The 17,149-nt window shown below is 68.9% G+C and carries 12 protein-coding genes and 2 pseudogenes; 9 read left to right on the top strand and 5 right to left on the bottom strand.

What is annotated here, in order from left to right; genetic code table 11:
* Positions 1 to 333 precede the first annotated feature (333 nt).
* The 4 genes and pseudogenes from ACWIHY_RS26955 to ACWIHY_RS26940 all read left to right on the top strand — a co-directional run bounded on the left by ACWIHY_RS26955 (position 334) and on the right by ACWIHY_RS26940 (position 5,301).
* On the top strand, positions 334 to 2,892 hold the full coding sequence (locus ACWIHY_RS26955) for a hypothetical protein (RefSeq protein WP_454378262.1): 2,559 nt from the start codon (positions 334 to 336) through the stop codon (positions 2,890 to 2,892).
* A 420-nt stretch (positions 2,893 to 3,312) separates the two neighbouring features.
* Entirely contained in the window at positions 3,313 to 3,516 is a 204-nt protein-coding gene (locus ACWIHY_RS26950) for a cold-shock protein (RefSeq protein ID WP_014061102.1), read from the top strand.
* A gap of 375 nt (positions 3,517 to 3,891) precedes the next feature.
* Positions 3,892 to 4,746: pseudogene (locus ACWIHY_RS26945) on the top strand (DEAD/DEAH box helicase); the annotation flags it as partial.
* Between the two features lie 354 nt (positions 4,747 to 5,100).
* Complete coding sequence (locus ACWIHY_RS26940) at positions 5,101 to 5,301, top strand: cold-shock protein (RefSeq protein ID WP_454378261.1); 201 nt, start codon at positions 5,101 to 5,103, stop codon at positions 5,299 to 5,301.
* A 35-nt stretch (positions 5,302 to 5,336) separates the two neighbouring features.
* On the opposite strand, the gene ACWIHY_RS26935 is transcribed toward ACWIHY_RS26940, so the two are convergent.
* The 3 genes from ACWIHY_RS26935 to ACWIHY_RS26925 all read right to left on the bottom strand — a co-directional run bounded on the left by ACWIHY_RS26935 (position 5,337) and on the right by ACWIHY_RS26925 (position 8,514).
* Positions 5,337 to 5,600 carry a hypothetical protein gene (locus ACWIHY_RS26935; RefSeq protein WP_454378260.1) on the bottom strand — a complete coding sequence of 88 codons (264 nt, stop codon included), beginning with the start codon at positions 5,598 to 5,600 and terminating at the stop codon, positions 5,337 to 5,339.
* A gap of 480 nt (positions 5,601 to 6,080) precedes the next feature.
* Positions 6,081 to 6,548, bottom strand: coding sequence for a hypothetical protein (locus tag ACWIHY_RS26930; protein ID WP_454378259.1), 468 nt, complete (start codon positions 6,546 to 6,548; stop codon positions 6,081 to 6,083).
* Between the two features lie 1,066 nt (positions 6,549 to 7,614).
* On the bottom strand, positions 7,615 to 8,514 hold the full coding sequence (locus tag ACWIHY_RS26925; protein ID WP_454378258.1) for a hypothetical protein: 900 nt from the start codon (positions 8,512 to 8,514) through the stop codon (positions 7,615 to 7,617).
* A 492-nt stretch (positions 8,515 to 9,006) separates the two neighbouring features.
* Between ACWIHY_RS26925 and ACWIHY_RS26920 the strand changes: the two genes are divergently transcribed.
* Entirely contained in the window at positions 9,007 to 10,626 is a 1,620-nt protein-coding gene (locus ACWIHY_RS26920) for a hypothetical protein (RefSeq protein WP_454378257.1), read from the top strand.
* A gap of 189 nt (positions 10,627 to 10,815) precedes the next feature.
* Here ACWIHY_RS26920 and ACWIHY_RS26915 read toward each other — a convergent pair whose 3' ends face one another.
* Positions 10,816 to 10,983, bottom strand: coding sequence for a hypothetical protein (locus ACWIHY_RS26915; protein ID WP_454378256.1), 168 nt, complete (start codon positions 10,981 to 10,983; stop codon positions 10,816 to 10,818).
* Positions 10,984 to 11,043: 60 nt separating this feature from the next.
* Between ACWIHY_RS26915 and ACWIHY_RS26910 the strand changes: the two genes are divergently transcribed.
* Both ACWIHY_RS26910 and ACWIHY_RS26905 read left to right on the top strand, forming a co-directional pair.
* A complete protein-coding gene (locus ACWIHY_RS26910; protein WP_454378255.1) occupies positions 11,044 to 11,694 on the top strand; it encodes a hypothetical protein in 651 nt (216 codons plus the stop codon).
* A 411-nt stretch (positions 11,695 to 12,105) separates the two neighbouring features.
* Positions 12,106 to 12,315 (top strand): hypothetical protein, encoded by a 210-nt coding sequence (locus ACWIHY_RS26905; protein ID WP_141754356.1) that lies wholly within the window; start codon positions 12,106 to 12,108, stop codon positions 12,313 to 12,315.
* Positions 12,316 to 12,454: 139 nt separating this feature from the next.
* Here ACWIHY_RS26905 and ACWIHY_RS26900 read toward each other — a convergent pair.
* A pseudogene (locus tag ACWIHY_RS26900) lies at positions 12,455 to 15,134 on the bottom strand (Helicase associated domain protein).
* A gap of 766 nt (positions 15,135 to 15,900) precedes the next feature.
* On the opposite strand from ACWIHY_RS26900, the gene ACWIHY_RS26895 reads away from it, so the two are divergent.
* Both ACWIHY_RS26895 and ACWIHY_RS26890 read left to right on the top strand, forming a co-directional pair.
* The gene (locus tag ACWIHY_RS26895) at positions 15,901 to 16,281 is read left to right on the top strand and encodes a hypothetical protein (RefSeq protein WP_454378254.1); all 381 of its coding nucleotides are present in this window, start codon (positions 15,901 to 15,903) and stop codon (positions 16,279 to 16,281) included.
* Between the two features lie 239 nt (positions 16,282 to 16,520).
* The gene (locus ACWIHY_RS26890) at positions 16,521 to 16,745 is read left to right on the top strand and encodes a hypothetical protein (RefSeq protein WP_454378253.1); all 225 of its coding nucleotides are present in this window, start codon (positions 16,521 to 16,523) and stop codon (positions 16,743 to 16,745) included.
* Positions 16,746 to 17,149: the final 404 nt, after the last annotated feature.

The raw sequence follows: 17,149 nt of genomic DNA, 5'->3' as shown, positions 1-17,149 counted from the left end.
AGGTACCGAATGTCTGACGGTGATCGGCCTGAACGAGCTGACCGGACAGCGGAGCCGGCGTCCGGTGCGCACCCTCCCGTGCCGGCGCGTCTGCCCCCGGGGCCGCTGCGCACCTTGCGGCAGCGGCTCCATGTCCTGTATCAGGCGGCGGGCCGGCCCGTCGCGGGGTCTCTTCCCGCCATTGTCGTGGCCGACGCCAGCTCGGCAGGCAGCCTCTCGGCAGGCGAAGGAGCGGCAAGTGAAGCTGCGCAGGACGCCATTGCGCAGCTGCTGTTCACCGAGAGACCGGCTTCACTGCAGGCCACGGTGTCTCTCGCCGCGGCACTCGCAGAAATGGCCGGCGAGGATCCGGACACGGTGACGGCCGAAGTGCGGACGCTGTGGGCACGAGCGGGACAGGAGCGGGTGGTTCGCCTGCGCACCGCCGCCGAGTGGGATCCCTTACGCCTGGGAGTGCATCCTGCCCCTGGACTCGACGGGACACTGGACCTCCCGTTGCCGGAGTACATCGAGCGCCCGCACGACGAGACCCTGCGGCAGCGTCTGGCCCGCACGGCGGCGACGAACGATGCGGTGCTCGCTCTCCTGGTGGGCCGTTCGGCGAGCGGCAAGACGCGTGCCGCCTACGAGGCGGTGGCCGCCGTTCTGCCGGACTGGCCAGTGCTGTTCCCCGCGGACGCGGAGGAACTGACCCAGTGGATCGAGGCCGGGGCCATAGACCCACGAACCGTGCTCTGGCTGAACGAGACACAGCGCTATCTGACCGGCGCGTCCGGGGAGCGGGCCGCCCGAGCACTGGGGCGCCTGCTCGACCAGGTGGCACCGCTCGCGGTCGTGGGCACCATGTGGCCCGAACACGTGAGGCGGCTGACCGAGAACCGCGGGAACGAAGCGGAAGAGTCCCCGCACGCACGGGCGCTGCTGACCGGACGCCACGCGACGATCGGGGTGCCGGACACGCTGGCCAGCCATGTCTCGAGCATCGCCGGAGCCGCGGCCCGTGATCCGCGCATGGCGGCCGCTGTGCGCGCGGCCGGGGCAGGGAACCGGGTGCTCCAACATCTCACTGGCGGACCGGAGTTGGTTCGCCGCTGGGAGCTGGGCCCGGACCACTGGTTCACCGCGCCCGAACACGCCGTGCTGACGGCGGCTGTCGAGGCGCGCAGGCTCGGACACGCGAGCGCCGTGCCGGCTCGGCTGCTGATGGAGGCCGCGGCCGGCTTCATGGACTCCACCGCCCGCGCGACGGCGGGAAAGGAGTGGTTCCCGGCGGCGATCGGCGCGCTCACGACCGCGGGCGGCGGCCCCACGCCTCTGGTCGCGGACCGGCACGAGCCGGGCGTGGGGGAGCCCGACAGCTACCGGCCGGACGACTATCTCGAGCAGCACGTGCGCCGTGTCAGGGCGCATCGGGCGCCGCCTGCCGAGTTCTGGGAAGCGGCGCGGTGGGCCAGGACCGCCGATGACGCCTACGCGCTCGGGCGGGCCGCGGAGGAGCGGCGTCGCTACAGCTGGGCGGCTCCGTTGTACGCGCAGGCCGTCGAACTGGGCGACGGGCGGGCGCGGGCGGCCTGGGCGGTGCTGCGGGAGACGGCCGAAGGCAAGGACGCGGCCGAGGAGACGGCCGGAACGGATCCCACCGCCTGGGCGGCCCTCGCCGTTTCACGGGAGGGCATGGGCGACAAGGAAGCCTCCTACACCGCCTACTGTCGCGCTGCCGAGCTGGGCGACGTTTGGGCCTGGGCGGCCATGGCCCGGATGCGTGAGGAAGCGGGTGACACGGCCGCGGCGGACGCCGTCGCGACCCGGGCGGCCGCGGTGGGACAGGCCGTCGCCTGGCGAACCCTCGGGCGGATGCGGGCGGCCCGCGCAGTGGAAGCAGCAGGGGCATTCGAGCGGGCGGTGACCGTCGGCGACGGGTGGGGGCACATGGGCCTCGCCCATGTCGCCGAACGAGCCGGTGACCTCCCGGGAGCGGCGGAACACGCGACCCGCGCGGCGGACGCGGGCGTCACCGCGGCCTGGGCGCTGCTGGTGCGGCTGAACTGGTCGCGCGGCGATCAGGCTTCAGCCGTACGGGCCGCCGCGGACGGCGCGGAGGCAGGCAACGCCGAGGGGTGGTCACTTCTGGCACGACTGCGGATCGGGGCCGGCGACAGGTCGGGGGCGGCCGCCGCTCACCGCGAAGCAGCGGCCCTGGGTGTCAGCTCGGCTTGGCGCGATCTCGCCCTGCTCGCCGAGTCCGAAGGCGACAGCGTCACCGCGGAGGAAGCGGCTGCCCAGGTGGCGCGCACCGGCGACCCGGACGCCTGGACCGCCTTGGCTGAGGCCCGCCAGGCACGCGGCGACGACGCGGGAGCAGCAGGCGCCGCGGCGGAGGCGGCTCGTGCGGGCGATGTCGACGCGTGGATCACCCTTGCCCGCAGCCGCGAACGGGCCGGAGGCACCGAAGGAGCGGAGCTCGCCGCGGACCAGGCAGCCGACCGGGGCTCTCCACTGGCGTGGTCCGCACTGGCCCGCATGCGGGAACGAGGGGGAGACCGCGACGGATCCCGGCGAGCGGTGGAAAGGGCCGCCGCTCTCGGCGCCTTTGACGCATGGACCGCACTGGGACGGGTGCGCGAAGAGCGAGGCGACACCGCGGCGGCCGAACGTTGCTACGTGCGTGGCGGAGAAGCCGGCGACACGGACGCGTACGCCGCGCTCGGGGCCCTGTACATGGAGGCAGGCCGTACAACCGAGGCCTGCGGCGCGTACCGAACAGCAGTGGATGCGGGCCGCCTCGACGCCTGGGAAGGTCTGCTGTCCGCCTTGGCGGTGCAGGTGCCCCGTGCGGCATCGGCCCAGTTGGCCGGGCGGCTGCGCACGACGGGACTGCCGGCGGGCGGCTGAGACCGACGGCAGGGCTTGTCGGGGAGGTTCTCCGGGGCCCGGACGCCGGGGCAGGAGACGCTCCGGCGCCACGGCAAGGTGACGAGCCGGCGGTCGTGGTGCTTGCCGGCCTGGCGGGCGCTGCTGTCCTCACCACTGAATATCTGTCGCGGCAGGCGCAGGATTAAGTGCAATGCGCAGTGAGGGTTTATGTCGCATCCGGGGGAGCGGTATCGATTTCCGCCCCTGAGTATTTCATCCGTGCTACTGTCGATCTCAGTTGCAGTTGTGGTTCCCAAAGACTTCAAATGCATGTGCCGGATCTTCGTTCGGTGGATGCATTTTTGTATGCCGGAATTTTTTTTCCGGACGGGGCGATCATCGCGGCGACTCGGGGCTCGCACAGGGCGAGCCCGGGTACTGCCCCCAAGGAGATATGACATGGCATCTGGCACCGTGAAGTGGTTCAACGCGGAAAAGGGCTTCGGCTTCATCGAGCAGGACGGCGGCGGCGCTGACGTCTTCGCCCACTACTCGAACATCGCCGCCCAGGGCTTCCGCGAGCTGCAGGAGGGCCAGAAGGTGAACTTCGACGTCACGCAGGGCCAGAAGGGCCCGCAGGCCGAGAACATCGTCCCCGCCTGACGCTGAAGCGTACGGCGTAGCTGGGGCCCGCACCTTGGGGTGCGGGCCCCAGCTCGTTGTTTTGTCAGAGGTTTTCTCCAGGGCACGCCGACCGCGCCGTGACGGTGCGCGCGCGAGCCAATGGAAGTGCTCTGGTTGTCCCACCGCACGGCGGACGCTCCACCCACGGCTCCGGACGCAGGTCCGTCCGAGCCCCCTGATCCGGTATCCCGCCGCTTTCTCGGCATGCCCGGACCATTTCGATGTACCTGGCTTCAGATGTTTCGCATCGGCCGGTCTCGTTTTCGTCTTTACTTCGGCTCGTTCTTGCGGTTCTCTGCGCTGCTCATCCGTGCCGGAATTCCTTGATACGTGCCGCATCGAGGAAGGCTCTGAGTGAACCGCACTGCTCGCCCGGACGACCGCCATTCCCCTACCCGCACCAGCGCTTCCGCCGGGTCAGGACGTTGGGGCCGCTCCGGCGCTCCGGCCCGTTCTGGCGCTCCGAGCCGCTCTGGTGCCTTCGAGCGTCGTTCAGGCGCCCCGCAGGGGCAGTTCGTCCTTCCGGTGACCACGACGCCGGTGCTGCCGGCCGTCGGGGCCTTCGCGGACCTGGAGCTGCCCGCTCCGCTGCTGGCCGCGCTTGGTGTGGAGGGGGTCACGGTGCCGTTCCCGATCCAGGGTGCCACGCTGCCGAATTCGCTGGCCGGGCGCGACGTCCTGGGCTGCGGGCGTGCCGGTTCGGGCAAGACTCTGGCCTTCGGGCTGGCCTTGCTGGCGAGGACGGCGGGGCAGCGGGCCGAGCCGCGTCAGCCGTTGGCTCTGGTACTGGTACCGACGCGTGAGTTGGCCCAGCAGGTGACCGACGCGCTCACCCCCTATGCCCGGTCGTTGAGACTGAGGTTGACCACGGTGGTCGGCGGCATGTCCATCGGCCGCCAGGACACTGCGCTGCGCGGCGGTGCGGAGGTGGTCGTGGCGACGCCTGGGCGCCTGCGGGACCTCATCGAGCGCGGCGACTGCCGTCTGGACCGCGTCGCCATCACGGTGCTCGACGAGGCCGACCAGATGGCCGACATGGGCTTCATGCCGCAGCTCGCCCAACTGCTCGACCAAGTGCGGCCCGAGGGCCAGCGGATGCTGTTCTCGGCCGCCGTGGACCGTGACGTCGACCTTCTTGTACGCCGCTACCTGCACGACCCCGTGGTTCACTCGGTGGACCCCTCGGCCGGCGCGGTGACGACGATGGAGCGCGCAACTCCCAGGGCCGCGCCAGTGATACCGAGCTGACCCGGATCACCGGGGCGCAGGCGCCGTCAAGCCTGAATGACGCCACAAGGAATCGCGAAAAGGGCTAACTGTGTGAGCCCGTCGGCACTGAAAGTGCGGCAAAGCGGGGGGAGGGGTTTTATGGGCGGGTGGATGAGCGATATGCGGCAGCCGGTCGAATGTGCGGGTCATGCTATTGTGGGGATTCGCTCCAGTGCTACCTCAATATGCAAGTGCCCCCGCACGTAGAAGAGTTGCGGACTCGCTTCTCTTCGTGCGCTTCCGGGCGGGCGGGCCGCAAATGATCACCGCTGCTCAGAGAATGGGGTGTACGGCATGGCCACTGGAACTGTGAAGTGGTTCAACGAGGCCAGGGGCTTCGGCTTCATCGAGCAGGCTGGTGGCGCCCAAGTGTTTGCCCACTTCTCACACATCGCCGACCGGAACCTCTTCGCACTGCGCGAAGGTCAGAGCGTGCACTTCGACGTCGTACAGGCGCCAAGAGCCCTGTACGCGCAGAACATTGTCACTGCCTGACGGTCCATCGCTTCGCTGGTTCGGTGCTGGGGCGGTCATCCGGGCAACTGTGGGGAGTCGTTGGCCAGGCGGACGGTGAACCAGCAGTCGGAGCACAGGTCGAGCCAGCGGGGCCCCGCCGTGGGGGAGTTGACGATCACGGCGCAGAGCGCCGGTGCGCCGCACCCCAGGCACAGATGGTCCTCGTCGCGTGCACGGTGGGTCAGCTCGTCGCGGTCCGCCCCGGCGGGCGCCGCGGCAAGCAGTTCCGGTTCGGCGGCGATCAGGAGAAGCAGCCCGGTGGCCGCAGCGGTGTTCACCCGCGCCGGCCCTTCACGGCGGCAGGGCGTACTGGCCTGATCCACGCCTCGCAGCCGGGATGGTGATGCGAGCCGGAGGCTGTGCAGCGCCGCACGATGCCGCGGCCGTCGTCCGCCCCGGCGGCAGCGTATTCACATCCTGATCCGTCGAGGCGGGAAAGGGTCTCGGCGTGGCCGGCCAGAAAACTGCTCACTCCGGCGACGATCCTGTCGTCCCGCCGGATACTGGGTTCCAGCTGTTCGAGACGGCCGCACGCGAATTGGCTCAGCTGCTCGCATGGTGCGCGCTTGCCCACTTGACCGGCCCTCCGTCGGGAGACGGGACTGATGCCCCTGGTACTCGTATTCTGCCCAGACCGGACCCGATCAGCCGAAAGCCTGCGCTGTCACCGCGCGTAGTCGACAGTGCGACTTCCCACCGCTGTCGGCGTACACCCGAATGGGCACAGCTGGGTACGGCCAGCGGCCTTGATCGATTCCTCAGCACCATGGCGAACCTGCGCGGTCCGCAACTATCTCCACATGAAGCAGGCCGTCTTCCGGGCCCTCCACACCGAGGTAAGCGGTCGTGCCGCCCATCGCTTTGGTGAAACAACCGGGCACCGTCTCACCCTCGGCTGTGGTCCGCGGCCGCCACCCGTCCGCCCGGGCAGCCTCGCGGTAGTGTCCCAGGGCGAAGTTCGAAGAACGGTCGTACCGGTACTGCTTCCCCACGACCACGAAGCGATCGTCGTCGTCGCACTCCCGGTAGTGGTTCTTCTCCCGGCCGTCCGTCCCTTCCGGTGCCGCGTCCAGCACCGCCGCGCCGGCCATCACTTCGGCGAGCCGGTCCTCCTCCTCGCCACAGCCGTAGACAGTCAGGAAGTACGACGCGGGCAACCCCACCAGCAACAGCCCCGAAACAGCCACGACGGCGGCCAGGCGGGGTCCCACCCCTTTTCTCTTCATGCCGCCGGACGCTAGCGCACCCACCGCGAAGGCCCACCACACCATCCAGAACCGGCACGGAACGGCCCTGGCCGGCCGCCCGGACCGGCTCTGGCCCCGGTGGCTCAGCGAGGCACGGGCGATACGGCCCGTGCTGGCGGTGAGGGTGTCCCAGTCGGGGGCCGGCTCGCCCCCCACCGGCTGGTGGAGGCTCGTTCGAAGCCCACCCGGGCGAGACCGTCACCCTCGGAGCGAGCCATGCGATCGCCACGACGCGTACGGCGGCCAAGAGCGACCTGCTTCAAGCAGGCCGGGGCCGACACGGTCGTCGTCACCGGCTAGCAGGACCTCACCCAGGCGGTACTGGAGGCAACCGGCGGCCTTAGGCGCCGTATCGCGTTCGCGTCAGCGGGATGTCGCTGGGTGTCAGTGAGTGACCACTCCAGAGCGCCGCCGTCACCCCCGCCCGTGTCGTCGGCGATGTTGCCGGGAGTGGGGAGCGGTTCGCGGCGGAGCTCGTCGACGGCCTGGCCCACGATGGCACCGACCACCGACCACCGACCACCGACCACCGACCGCCGACCGCCGACCGCCGACCGCCGACCGCCGGCCCCTGGACCTGTCCGGCCTGGGCGGCTGTGGTGAGCCGTTCGGTGACGAGGGTGGTGAGGTCGTCGAGCCGGCCGTGGACTTCGCGCAGCGCCCGCTGCGACAGCCCCAGATCCACCAGGGCGGTCTCCCGCGGGTGGCACCTCCGTCAGGATGCCAGCGGCGCCGATCGCCCTGCTCAGTCCTTCGGCGGATTCCGCGAGGAACAGCCGGCCCCCGACCGGGACGGCCACCCGGTCCAGGTGGTGGCGCAGCTTCGCCCGCTGCGCCTCGGCCAGGACGGAATTCTCCCAACCGTCGGCGCTGATGCCGTCCCACACGCCGGCGGAGTAGGTGAGGATGACGCGGGCTAGTTGGCAAGCTGTCGTCACGTGCAGTGATCGGCGGCAGAAGCCACCGGGCCTTCGTCACGAACTGGGTGGGCCGCCCGGGGCTCCCCGGGCGGCCCACCCAGCACGACACCGACTCCTGAAAAGGCTCAGACCTCGTCCCCGGAGTCTGCGGATTCCTCGTCCCCGGGCTCAAGGGCGGGGACGCCTTCGTGCTGCCCATCAGGTTCTGCGGGGGCTGCCTCTTCCGACACGAAGAGATCGTCGACGGTGGTGTTCTTGGCATTGATGAGAACCACAACGCAGCCGGGCTCTCCGTCCGACCCGTCTTGGCCGCGTGAATTTACATTGAGTCCGCTGTAACCGCCGGTGCCGCCACGACCGCCCAAGCCTGCCTGCGGGCAAGCTTTCAGTTGACGGCCGGGCGCTCCGCCGTAGCCTCCGTAGCCGTTGCCCGGCGATCCGGGACCGAAGCCATTCCCGCCCTTGTGCCCCTGTTGCTTCACGGGACTTTCGAGGTGCCTGAGGAAGCAGCGGGTTTCTGCACCGCCAGCACCGCCGTAACCGATGCGAACGCCCTTCTGGGCCTCAGTGGCTCGGCCACCTCCCGTTGCGCGCCCAATGAGAAGTCCGTCGGAGAAGCGAACTTCGGTGTTGTGGCCGTCGACACCATCGTTGTACCTTCCCTTGCCGCCGGCGCCAACGATGAATTTGTTCTTGGCCCCTTCCCTTGAGGGCCCGCCGCAGAGGAGCACTGAGCCGCCGCCGCCCCCTCCGCCGCCTGCCCCTTTCCCGGTTCCGGCAGCGGAGCCGACCGCGTCTCCGCCACCGCCCCCTCCGCCACCCGCCCCGACAATGGCGATCATGACTGTCTTCGCCCCCTTGGGTGCGGTGAAAGTGTGCTCGCCAGGCTGTGCGAATGCCTGTACGGCATCGACCGGAGCGGCCTGGGCTGCGGACGGCCCGGCGTCCGCTGGAGCCGCAGTGGCCAGGAGGGCGGCACAACCGACGGCGATCGTGGCGACGGACAAGCGTTTGCGAGCTTGCATACGGGTCTTCCGTTCAGTTGGCTGGGCTTTGCCCGGCGCCCCCTACAACGGTCGGGGGGCGTGTTGTCTTCGTGAGGCCGGATGACCGCACCGAAGATCAATGAGCTACCCGACGCCGGGAAACTCTGCGGTCGGGTTAACGTCGGCCAACACCCCCGCTCCGCAGAGTGATCACAGAGCGACTTCAGCCTTGCTTGCCAACAAGGGTGCTGATTTGCCAACTGTGCTGCGTTGTCACACCAGTCCCTGCTGCCCCCCACCCACGCACAGTCGGCCCCGTGTCCACAGCCGCCTCGTGATCAGGTCTGCGTCGGCAAGCAAGATGGGTGCCACGGATGGGGTATCTGGGCCCGAACCTGGGGATGGTGGATGTCAGGCTCGCGCTGTTACAGGACCCCCCGACCAGTCCGGAAATCCGACATCTTCGAGCACCGGTGCCTTGACCGAACGGGGCTCCCGGCTGGCCAGTGAAAGCGACTCTCAGGAGTGACTGTGGGAACCTCATCCGACTACAGCTATGGCCACATCTGGGCGGACTGGCTCTACGACCACGAGAAAGACAGCTTCATGGCGGGCGTCTACGACGACTGTCATGCGATCGACCGGTGCACCGACCCTGTCGCGAAAGCTAAGCAGCTGGGGTTGCTGCGGGACAGGGTGCACGGCAGCACCAAAGCCTGGGTGGAGGGTGTCGAGGATTTCATCGACTTCGAGGGCAGCTACTTGGCCCATGGCCAAGCTCCGCTGGAGATCCTGGATGACTCGGATGACTTCCGGGTGCTCGCGATCCTGCAGGCGTCCTTCCTGCACGGCGCCTTCCGGGGACTGTGCCGGACGCCCAGTGGAGCCGAATGGATTGGCAAGCTCGGCGAGATGTGTGCGGCAGCCGTGCACCAGGGCTTCAAATGGCTGCGTCAGAACGGTGTGACCGAGTGGGAGTTACCCTCGGCCGGCGAGGCTTGGTGCAAAGGGACCGCGATGTGGGCTCTGGCCTGCATGCCCATCGCGGTTGATGTCGCAGGAGCGGACCCGGACAACGACGCCGCTCTTGAACGCATGCATGCCGTGATCGCAGCCCACCACTGTGCAGGCGTGATGTGGTCGGCCTATCGCGGCGAGCACCCGCACAAATGGTGGAGTGCTGACGTACGGGGACGTGCCCCCGGCGAGGCCGCCATCAGAAGGTTCGGCGAGGAGCACGGGTGGCCGGAGGACATGGTCGCGGTCCTGGTACGGGGAGCGAAGCACGTCAACTCTTGGACCAACCTGCCGTTCGATCCTGTCCATCAGGAGCGGATGCGCGGATTCCTTGTCGGGGACCACACTCCCAGGCTGAAGACCAGGCTCCGCCAGGTGTGGGACGAGATGAAGGACGCGGTGCAGGCGACGACCGACGACCTGACCGTCTCCGAGGTGGAGGAGTGCAAGTCGAGGATCGAGAGCTGGGGTGCGAACATCACCGCGCATTGGCGTGGGCGGGGTGACGACAATGACAGGGTCCGGGAGCTGATGCTGCTCGGCGCGCTGCCATCGGTACTGCGTGAATCAAGGCCCCACGTAACGGCTGAATTCGTGCAGCGGATGGTGGAGTGGAGCAGGCCCAGAGTCGCCCATCTGAGTCTGGAGCAGCAGGAACTGATGCTCGGGGCGATTCAACGATGCCTGGAAACCCGTGGCAGGGTGCCGGGCGCGGCACCGGAATTCAGCAGCGCGGGTTCCGGCGACCTGCGATTCGTCGAGGGCGCGTGGGACCTGACCGTCACGGCGATCGTCCTGGGCAGCATCCACGCAGAGAAGGGTCTCCCCGCCAATCTGATCGAGCTGATTACGAGGTTCTTCAACGCGTGGACAGGAAAACGGCGGATTGTAGGCAAGGACATCGAAGCCTGGCCCGATCCCGCCGGAGGATGCCCCGTCTGCGTAGGCGACGCCCTGTTCCTGGCCCAGGTGGACAACCGGCCCACGACAGGAGTGCATCAGGTCACGATTTGGGGGACGCTGATGTACCACAACCTTGGGCTGGGAGAGCCCGATGACACCTCCCTGGGCTCCCACCCCGAACCGTCCCTCGTCGAGCCCGGGGCGGCTCACAGTGAGGCCGTTCCATCTTGAAAGCTGCTGGTCAGCTGGGGTGGTACAGCGTTTCGGCCTGGGGTTCTCGTACTGATCGTGTGCGCGATCGGTAGCAGGCGACCGTCTGCCCTGCCGTGCATCCAGTTTGCCTCGGTCTGGGGGGAGGCGGGTCCGTTCAGTGCCTGTCCCCGCCCCGGCCTGCGGATCAACGACGGTCGCTGGGATGTGTCAGGGGAGTTTGACGACGTCGACGAGCAGCTCGGCCATCCGCGGCTCGGCGCCGGCGAACTCGCGGGCGGCTTCGACGTCCGCGGCCTGGACGGCCCGGAGGTAGCTGAACGCGCTGCTCGCCGCATGCGGGGTCATCGGGGTGAGCGGCGCGGTGGTGTCGGGCATGACGGCTCCTCACGTACGGGCCACCGCGCGGATCGCGACGGCCCCCGCCTGGAGGGGCAGGTGTGGCGCAGGCCCGAGCCGATCGGCGGGGACAAAAGCTACTTCGCCCCCGCCCTGTGCGCGGTCGACGGCAAGCTGTTCTACGCCGTCACCGGCAGGAACTACACCCTGCACTGGCGGACCTTCACCGAGTCCGGCAACTGGAGCTCGATCACACAGTTCTCCAAATACGAGCCCAACTTCGCGCCGGCTCTGGCCGCCTATCAGAACAAGGCGTGGCTCACGCACGTCGGCACCAACGGCAGGCTCTACCACGACATCCACGACGGCCGCTGGTACGGCCCCTTCAGCGACGACCTCGTGTGGACGGTGGAAAAGCCCGTCGCCTCGGCCACCGCTCACAGCCACATCTGGCGAGCCGCCACCGGCTTGGACCAGAACCTCTACATCGGCGCCTCGAACGGCGGCAAGTGGCACCAGGCCGAGGTGCAGAGGCAGTGGAAGGCCACCCACGGCCCGGCCTTGGCCTCCCACGACGGCAAGCTGTGGATCTTCCTGCGCGCAACCGACGGCACCCTGCGGGCGGCGACCCGCAGCGCCTCCGCACGGAGCGACACCCACTACGTGAGCGGGCAGGGAGCCATCAAGCCCATGGACGAGGCGGCCGCGGCTTCCCACAACGGCAAGCTGTATGTGATGTACCGGCGCTGAACCCGGCCTGCATCCCCACAGCACCCGGCCACGCAAGCCCACGGCCACCGCCTGGCCGTCATCACCGGCCCGGCACCGACGTCACTGGGGTCATCCGCAGCATGCTTCATCGCCCCGCCTCGGTCCCTCATTTCAAAGGAGGTGTTGGTGGTCCAGACACCGACTGCGGCGGTGTACTGGGGTGCCGCTTTCCTGGTGAAGGCTGTTGCCGCCTGGTGGGTGGGGTGTTCCTCGCCTCTGTGGGCGGGTGTGGCGGAACACCGCTCACGCCGCCGGCACCCCGTTTCGGCAGCCTCAGCAGGATTGGGCGGCCGGATGCCGCCCGCGCGTGCCATCGGCTGACCGCAGGCACCCGTACTCCATCGGGTGACTTTCCCGCACGGCACCGGTCGGCCGGGGTACGTCTGTCGCATGGCCACATCATTCAAGCGGCTGGCAGGCGTTCTCGCCCTCACTCTCGCCGCCCTTCTCACGCCCGTCGCTCCCGCATCAGCAGCTCCCGCTGATGACCCCCTTTTCGGCAAGGTCACAATCAGACTCCCGGACATCGACGTAAGCCCCGCCAGCGTTCTGAATCTCGGCCCCGGCGGCCTGCTCCAGACCGGGCTCCCGGCTTCCTAAAAGGCCGGGTCCGCATCGGGTTGCACCCCTGAACCGCAATGACAGAGAACAGCCGGGGCCGCTGTTGCATCACCGCGTTGCAGCACGGCCCACCCACGAGGTCCCGGGCATCGTGGCCCGGGACCTCGTACGGTCCGGCTCAGCGACCGGCCGGCACCGGTCCCGCCCACTGCACGCCGACCTCGGCGAGGGCGGCGAGCTGCTCGGCATCGAGCTTGTCGCGCCGGGCCTTGGTGTTGGAGATCCATACGCCCAGTTTCACGATCACCGGCTCCGGCTCACCGTCGACCGTGATCTCTTCGCTGTGCCCCCTTGGCACCGGTCGGTCGCCCTCTCGCTCCACCCACTGGGCGAGGGCCTGCACGCCCCGCTGGAACGCCTGCTGCGCCTTGCTCGGACCCTTCGCCGCACGGGTGGCCGCCGGGGCGGGCGACGGTACCTCAGCGGGTTGTACGCCCAGCTTGGTCAGTCGTTCCTGCTGCTCGGTCGACAGCAGCTTCCAGGTGCCCGGGTTCTTCTGCCGATGGAGCCATTTGCCGATGTCGTCGCCTTCGAACAGTACGCCGGGTTCGATGGCCGGCAGGTGGCCGTCGGCGTCGACGAGGTCGGCGAGGACGCGGTAGTGCCGTTGCCAGTCCAGTGGCCAGGGGCAGTTCCAGTCCTCATCGACTGCGGCCAGCTGCTGCGCGCGCACGGCGGCCCGCTCCGCGTCCTTGCCCAGGCCGCCCTTCCGGCGCAGGTTGGCCATGTGCTGCCCGACCGGCACCATCGCCTCGCCTTCGCCCCACACCGCGTCCTGACGCGGCGCGAGGTGCCCCATGGCCCGCCGGTAGGACCGGAGCGCGGCGAGCTTGTTCTCCCACGCCTCCTCACCCGGCTCCCACACCATCGCAGCCTCCGGGGCGTCCAGCAGGGTCTTGCGCCGCTCCTCCAGCTCACCGGCCCGCAGCGCCTTCCTCTGCTGGTGCACCCAGCGCCCGAGGGGGAAGTCCTTCGTCACGCCGACCTCGGTCTCCACGTCATAGGGCACGGCGTAGAGGCCGGTGATCTCGTTATCCTTCCGCCAGCGCAGCAGCGCCTGATAGCCCTCCAGCCACACCAGTGACTCGGGCCGGTAGACCCTGGTGCGCAGGAACGCCGCGATCGTCGCCGCGTCACGCGGGCTGGAGAAGTGGAGCAAGGCCGCTTCTGCGGCGGCCTGAGTGTCGTCCTCCTGGTCCTCGCCGTCGCCCTCGCCGCCGGACCCGACGATCTGCCCGTTCTCGTCACGCCGGACGTGAACCTTGCGCTTACCGCTGGTGAGCGCACGGGAGGCGAGCTGCTCGACGAGTCGTTCATCATGACTGCGCAGGCCCTGCAATACGGCTACAAGGGGGCGGAAGCTGGCGCTGGCGACCATGTCGGTCGGGTCCTCGCCGGGCTCCAGGAACACCGGCACGATGATCCGCGCGACCTTCGTGGTGCCGTCCTTGTTGAGCCTCAGCGCCCGGCCGATGTTTTGCACGATCTCCACCTGCGAGCCGCGGGTGTCCGCGAAGCAGACGGCCTCGACTCCCCGCTCGCCGGTGATGTCCACGCCTTCGCCGAGCACGCGAACGCTCGCGAGGAACGCGCGGTGCACGCGCCGGTTGTTGGCGTCGATGCCGTTGGCGAACTGGCGCAGGACCTCGCGCCGCTCGGACACGAGGTGGTCGCCGCAAAGCCACGCCGACCACACCCGGTCCGGCGGGACGTGGCGGCCGGCCTCCAGCTCGTAGAACTCGGCGTCGATCGAGGACTTCGGCAGCTTGTCCGCGGCGGCCAGGTCGTCGTCCGAGGCGTCGTTCATGTACAGCTCGGATGCCGTCTGGGGCAGTTTCTCCGCGAACGCGGCGGCTTCCTCGACCTTCTGGTGGAAGGTCATGACGGTGCGCAGGTTGTACGCGGCGGCGTGCTCGAGGAGCGCGGTCTGCAGCAGCGCCAGGCGCCGGCCCCGCTGCGCCTCTTCGGACTCCCCGAGAACCGGCGAGGGGTTGCGGATCTCGAGCACGTCGATTTCGAATCCGGCGAGGATGCCCCGTTCGATGCTCTCGCTCAGCCCGAGCTCGGCAAGCCACGGCCCGTAGGTCTGGGAGCCCTGTCCCATCGATGCCAGCTCCACCTCCTGGCCGTCCGCGCCTTTCTGCGGGCGGGGTGAGGCGAGGATGCGCGGGGTGGCGGTGAGGTAGAGCCGGAAGTCGGCGGGGATGCGGGCGTTGTCGTGGATCGCGGCCCAGGGCCGACCAAGATCACCGGCGGTTCCGTGGGCCTCATCGATGATGGCGAGGTCGAACGGGGCCATCTGCTGGCCGTACAGCCGTTCCCCGCCCGCCAGAGCGGCTTCCAGCGGCCCGCGAACCTTCCGCTGGCCCCTCGGGTGCGTCGATGTCCTCGCGGTCCACCAGAGAGGCGTACGTGGCGAACACGACGACCGGCCCCTGCCCGGCCCACAGGGCGAGCTGGATCGGGTTGGTGGTGGTGCGCACCCCGAGCGAGCCCAGCACTGCATCGTTCTCCAGTGAGCACACCGCGACCATCGGGGCGGTGTGGCCGACCAGGCGCCACGCCTGGGCGGTCTGCGCGAGCAGGTCCAGGGTTGGGACGGTGACGAGGATCCGGCCGCCGGCGAAGGACTCCAGCGCGCACGCGGCGGCCGTGATCGTTTTACTCGATCCGGTCGCGGACACGATCGTGCCCCGGGCACCCTGCGGGGGCACCGGTGACCTTGCAGGGAATCCTACCCATTTACGAAACGCCGACCGCTGATCTACCTGGTGTTCCTTGAGCTGAATTGCTGACATTTCCGCGCCTCCCCGATGCTCAAATTTCTGTGGTTTTTCAGACGGCCATGTGCGGAATGCAGGCCACACCGGCGTCACTCAAAAGCGACCAGCCCGGTGGACAACTCCACTCCGCGCCGGCACAGAACGCTGACCACGCCGAGCGCCTCCAGTCAGACTGTGGTGTGCGGGTGGGTGCGCGGCAGGACCGTCTCCCGGACATGCGCTTTTCCAGGTGCTCCACCCCGCAGCCGGGGGTACTGGAGGTCGATGGATGATCGCCTGAGATGCTGGCGGCATGATCATTCCCTTCCTTGTCGGCGTCGTCGTACTGGCCGGCGTCCTCACCCTGGCCGTGTGGGTCTGCATCAAGTCCGTGCAGGCCTGCCGGGAGCGGCGCGCCTGAGCCCGCGGTTCCCGACAGACGCCATGCCGCCCAGCTCCACCAATTCACGCTGCGCCCCCGGCTACCGCCCCGGGCCTCCAGCGCCGCCACCAGGTGATGATCTGCGCGTATTTGTCGGTGGTTATTCGGCAACGTGATGTCAGTGCGTAGGTTGCGGTGTCTGTGCTGTTCAGCTGGTTGCTGTGAGCGGTTCGGGTGGTGACATGGATGCCGATCTGGTGCTGTCGTTTTTGGTGAGTGTGCAGGTCAGTTGGTTGCCGGTCGGTACAGCGTGGAGTGTGTTGCTGCTGGTCAGGGCTGTGCGTAATGACCTCGCTAGGGTCGTCTGCTGCGGTCGCCATCACACCCCAGGGCGTCAGCTGCGCCCTGGCAGGAGGAAGCGTGCAGGACCACATCAACCAGCCCCGCCCCGGCACCACGTGCAACAACTACATGCCGAACGCCAAGGGCGTCATCATCGGCGAGCAGCAGTACTTCACCCAGAACAAACACCGACGGCGTCGACCCGACGCTGTTCGCCCAGCTCGCGGGGTACATCGGCCAGGTCAGCACCACCCTGGGCATGTCCGACCCAACCGAGTGGAGCTGGAGCGCGTCGCCCAGGACCTCCACGCTGAAGCGACCTCCGAGAACCCTGAGCCGGGCCGCCTGCGTCAGTTCGCCACCCAGCTCAAGGACAAGCTCCTGGAGGCCGGCACCACGATCGCGGCCACGATGGGCGTGCAGATGGCCGACCAGGCCCTCGCCGCGCTGGTGCAGTAGCCCTTCCCGCAACCACGGCCCCTGCTACCCGCCGGTGGCAGGACGCCGGCCGACTTCCACTCCTGAAGTGGCTCTTGGCCGGTGTCGTCTCAGCAGCGCCCCAGCCCGGTGATCCGGTTCCCCCGGGACGGGCGCATCGCCCTGATTCAGCAGCCTGGGGCGCCTGACGAAGCGGTGGCGAGCCTCTACAGGGGCCTTGTAGCGCCCTGATCAAGGCCCGCGATCCCCTCCCGAAAACGGTGCCCGAGGCCGCGCAGGCCCGCGCGGCCAAGCAGCAGCAGGACCTGACACGCGTCCGCGCCGAACGCGACGACCTGCGCACCCAGGCCCAGCTCCTGGCCCGGATCGTCCAGGTCCTGGAGATTGAGAATCACCGGCTCATGGAGACCAACGAGGCCCTGGAACAGCAGCTTTCAACTCGCGCCTGCATCACGGACCTTGCCAACCGGCGGCCAATGCCGTAGGTGATGCCCGCCAGCCGGAGTGGAGGCACCGGCCGTCGCTCGACAGCACCTATGACTGAGGTTATAACCGCGATGTCGTCAGGGGCTTACGAAGCATGATCGCCGCGGCATGCCGGTTGTATGAGGTAGCGCAGGGCGGTGGGTTGGGAGGGCCGCAGGTCCGAGTAGCGGCAGCGGCGGTGGCGGGTAGGGGTAGGGTGTTCGCCGGGGGCACCCGGTGGGCGGAAATACCGATCATGTATACGGGTGAACGCGGGCGCGCACTGAGCGCGGGAGACGGATGCCGCTGGTAGGAAAGCGGTGTACACTCCGGAGCCGCCGGGGTACGGCCGAACGGTTTCCCCATGCCCCGTGCAACGCTCACCCGTCGCTCTCTGTCCCTGGCCGGTACTGCCGCGCTGGTG

It is taken from the genome of Streptomyces sp. NPDC055287, from assembly GCF_053646035.1.
The sequence above is the reverse complement of the archived record's forward strand: the minus strand, read 5'-3'. Positions and strand labels throughout refer to the sequence as shown.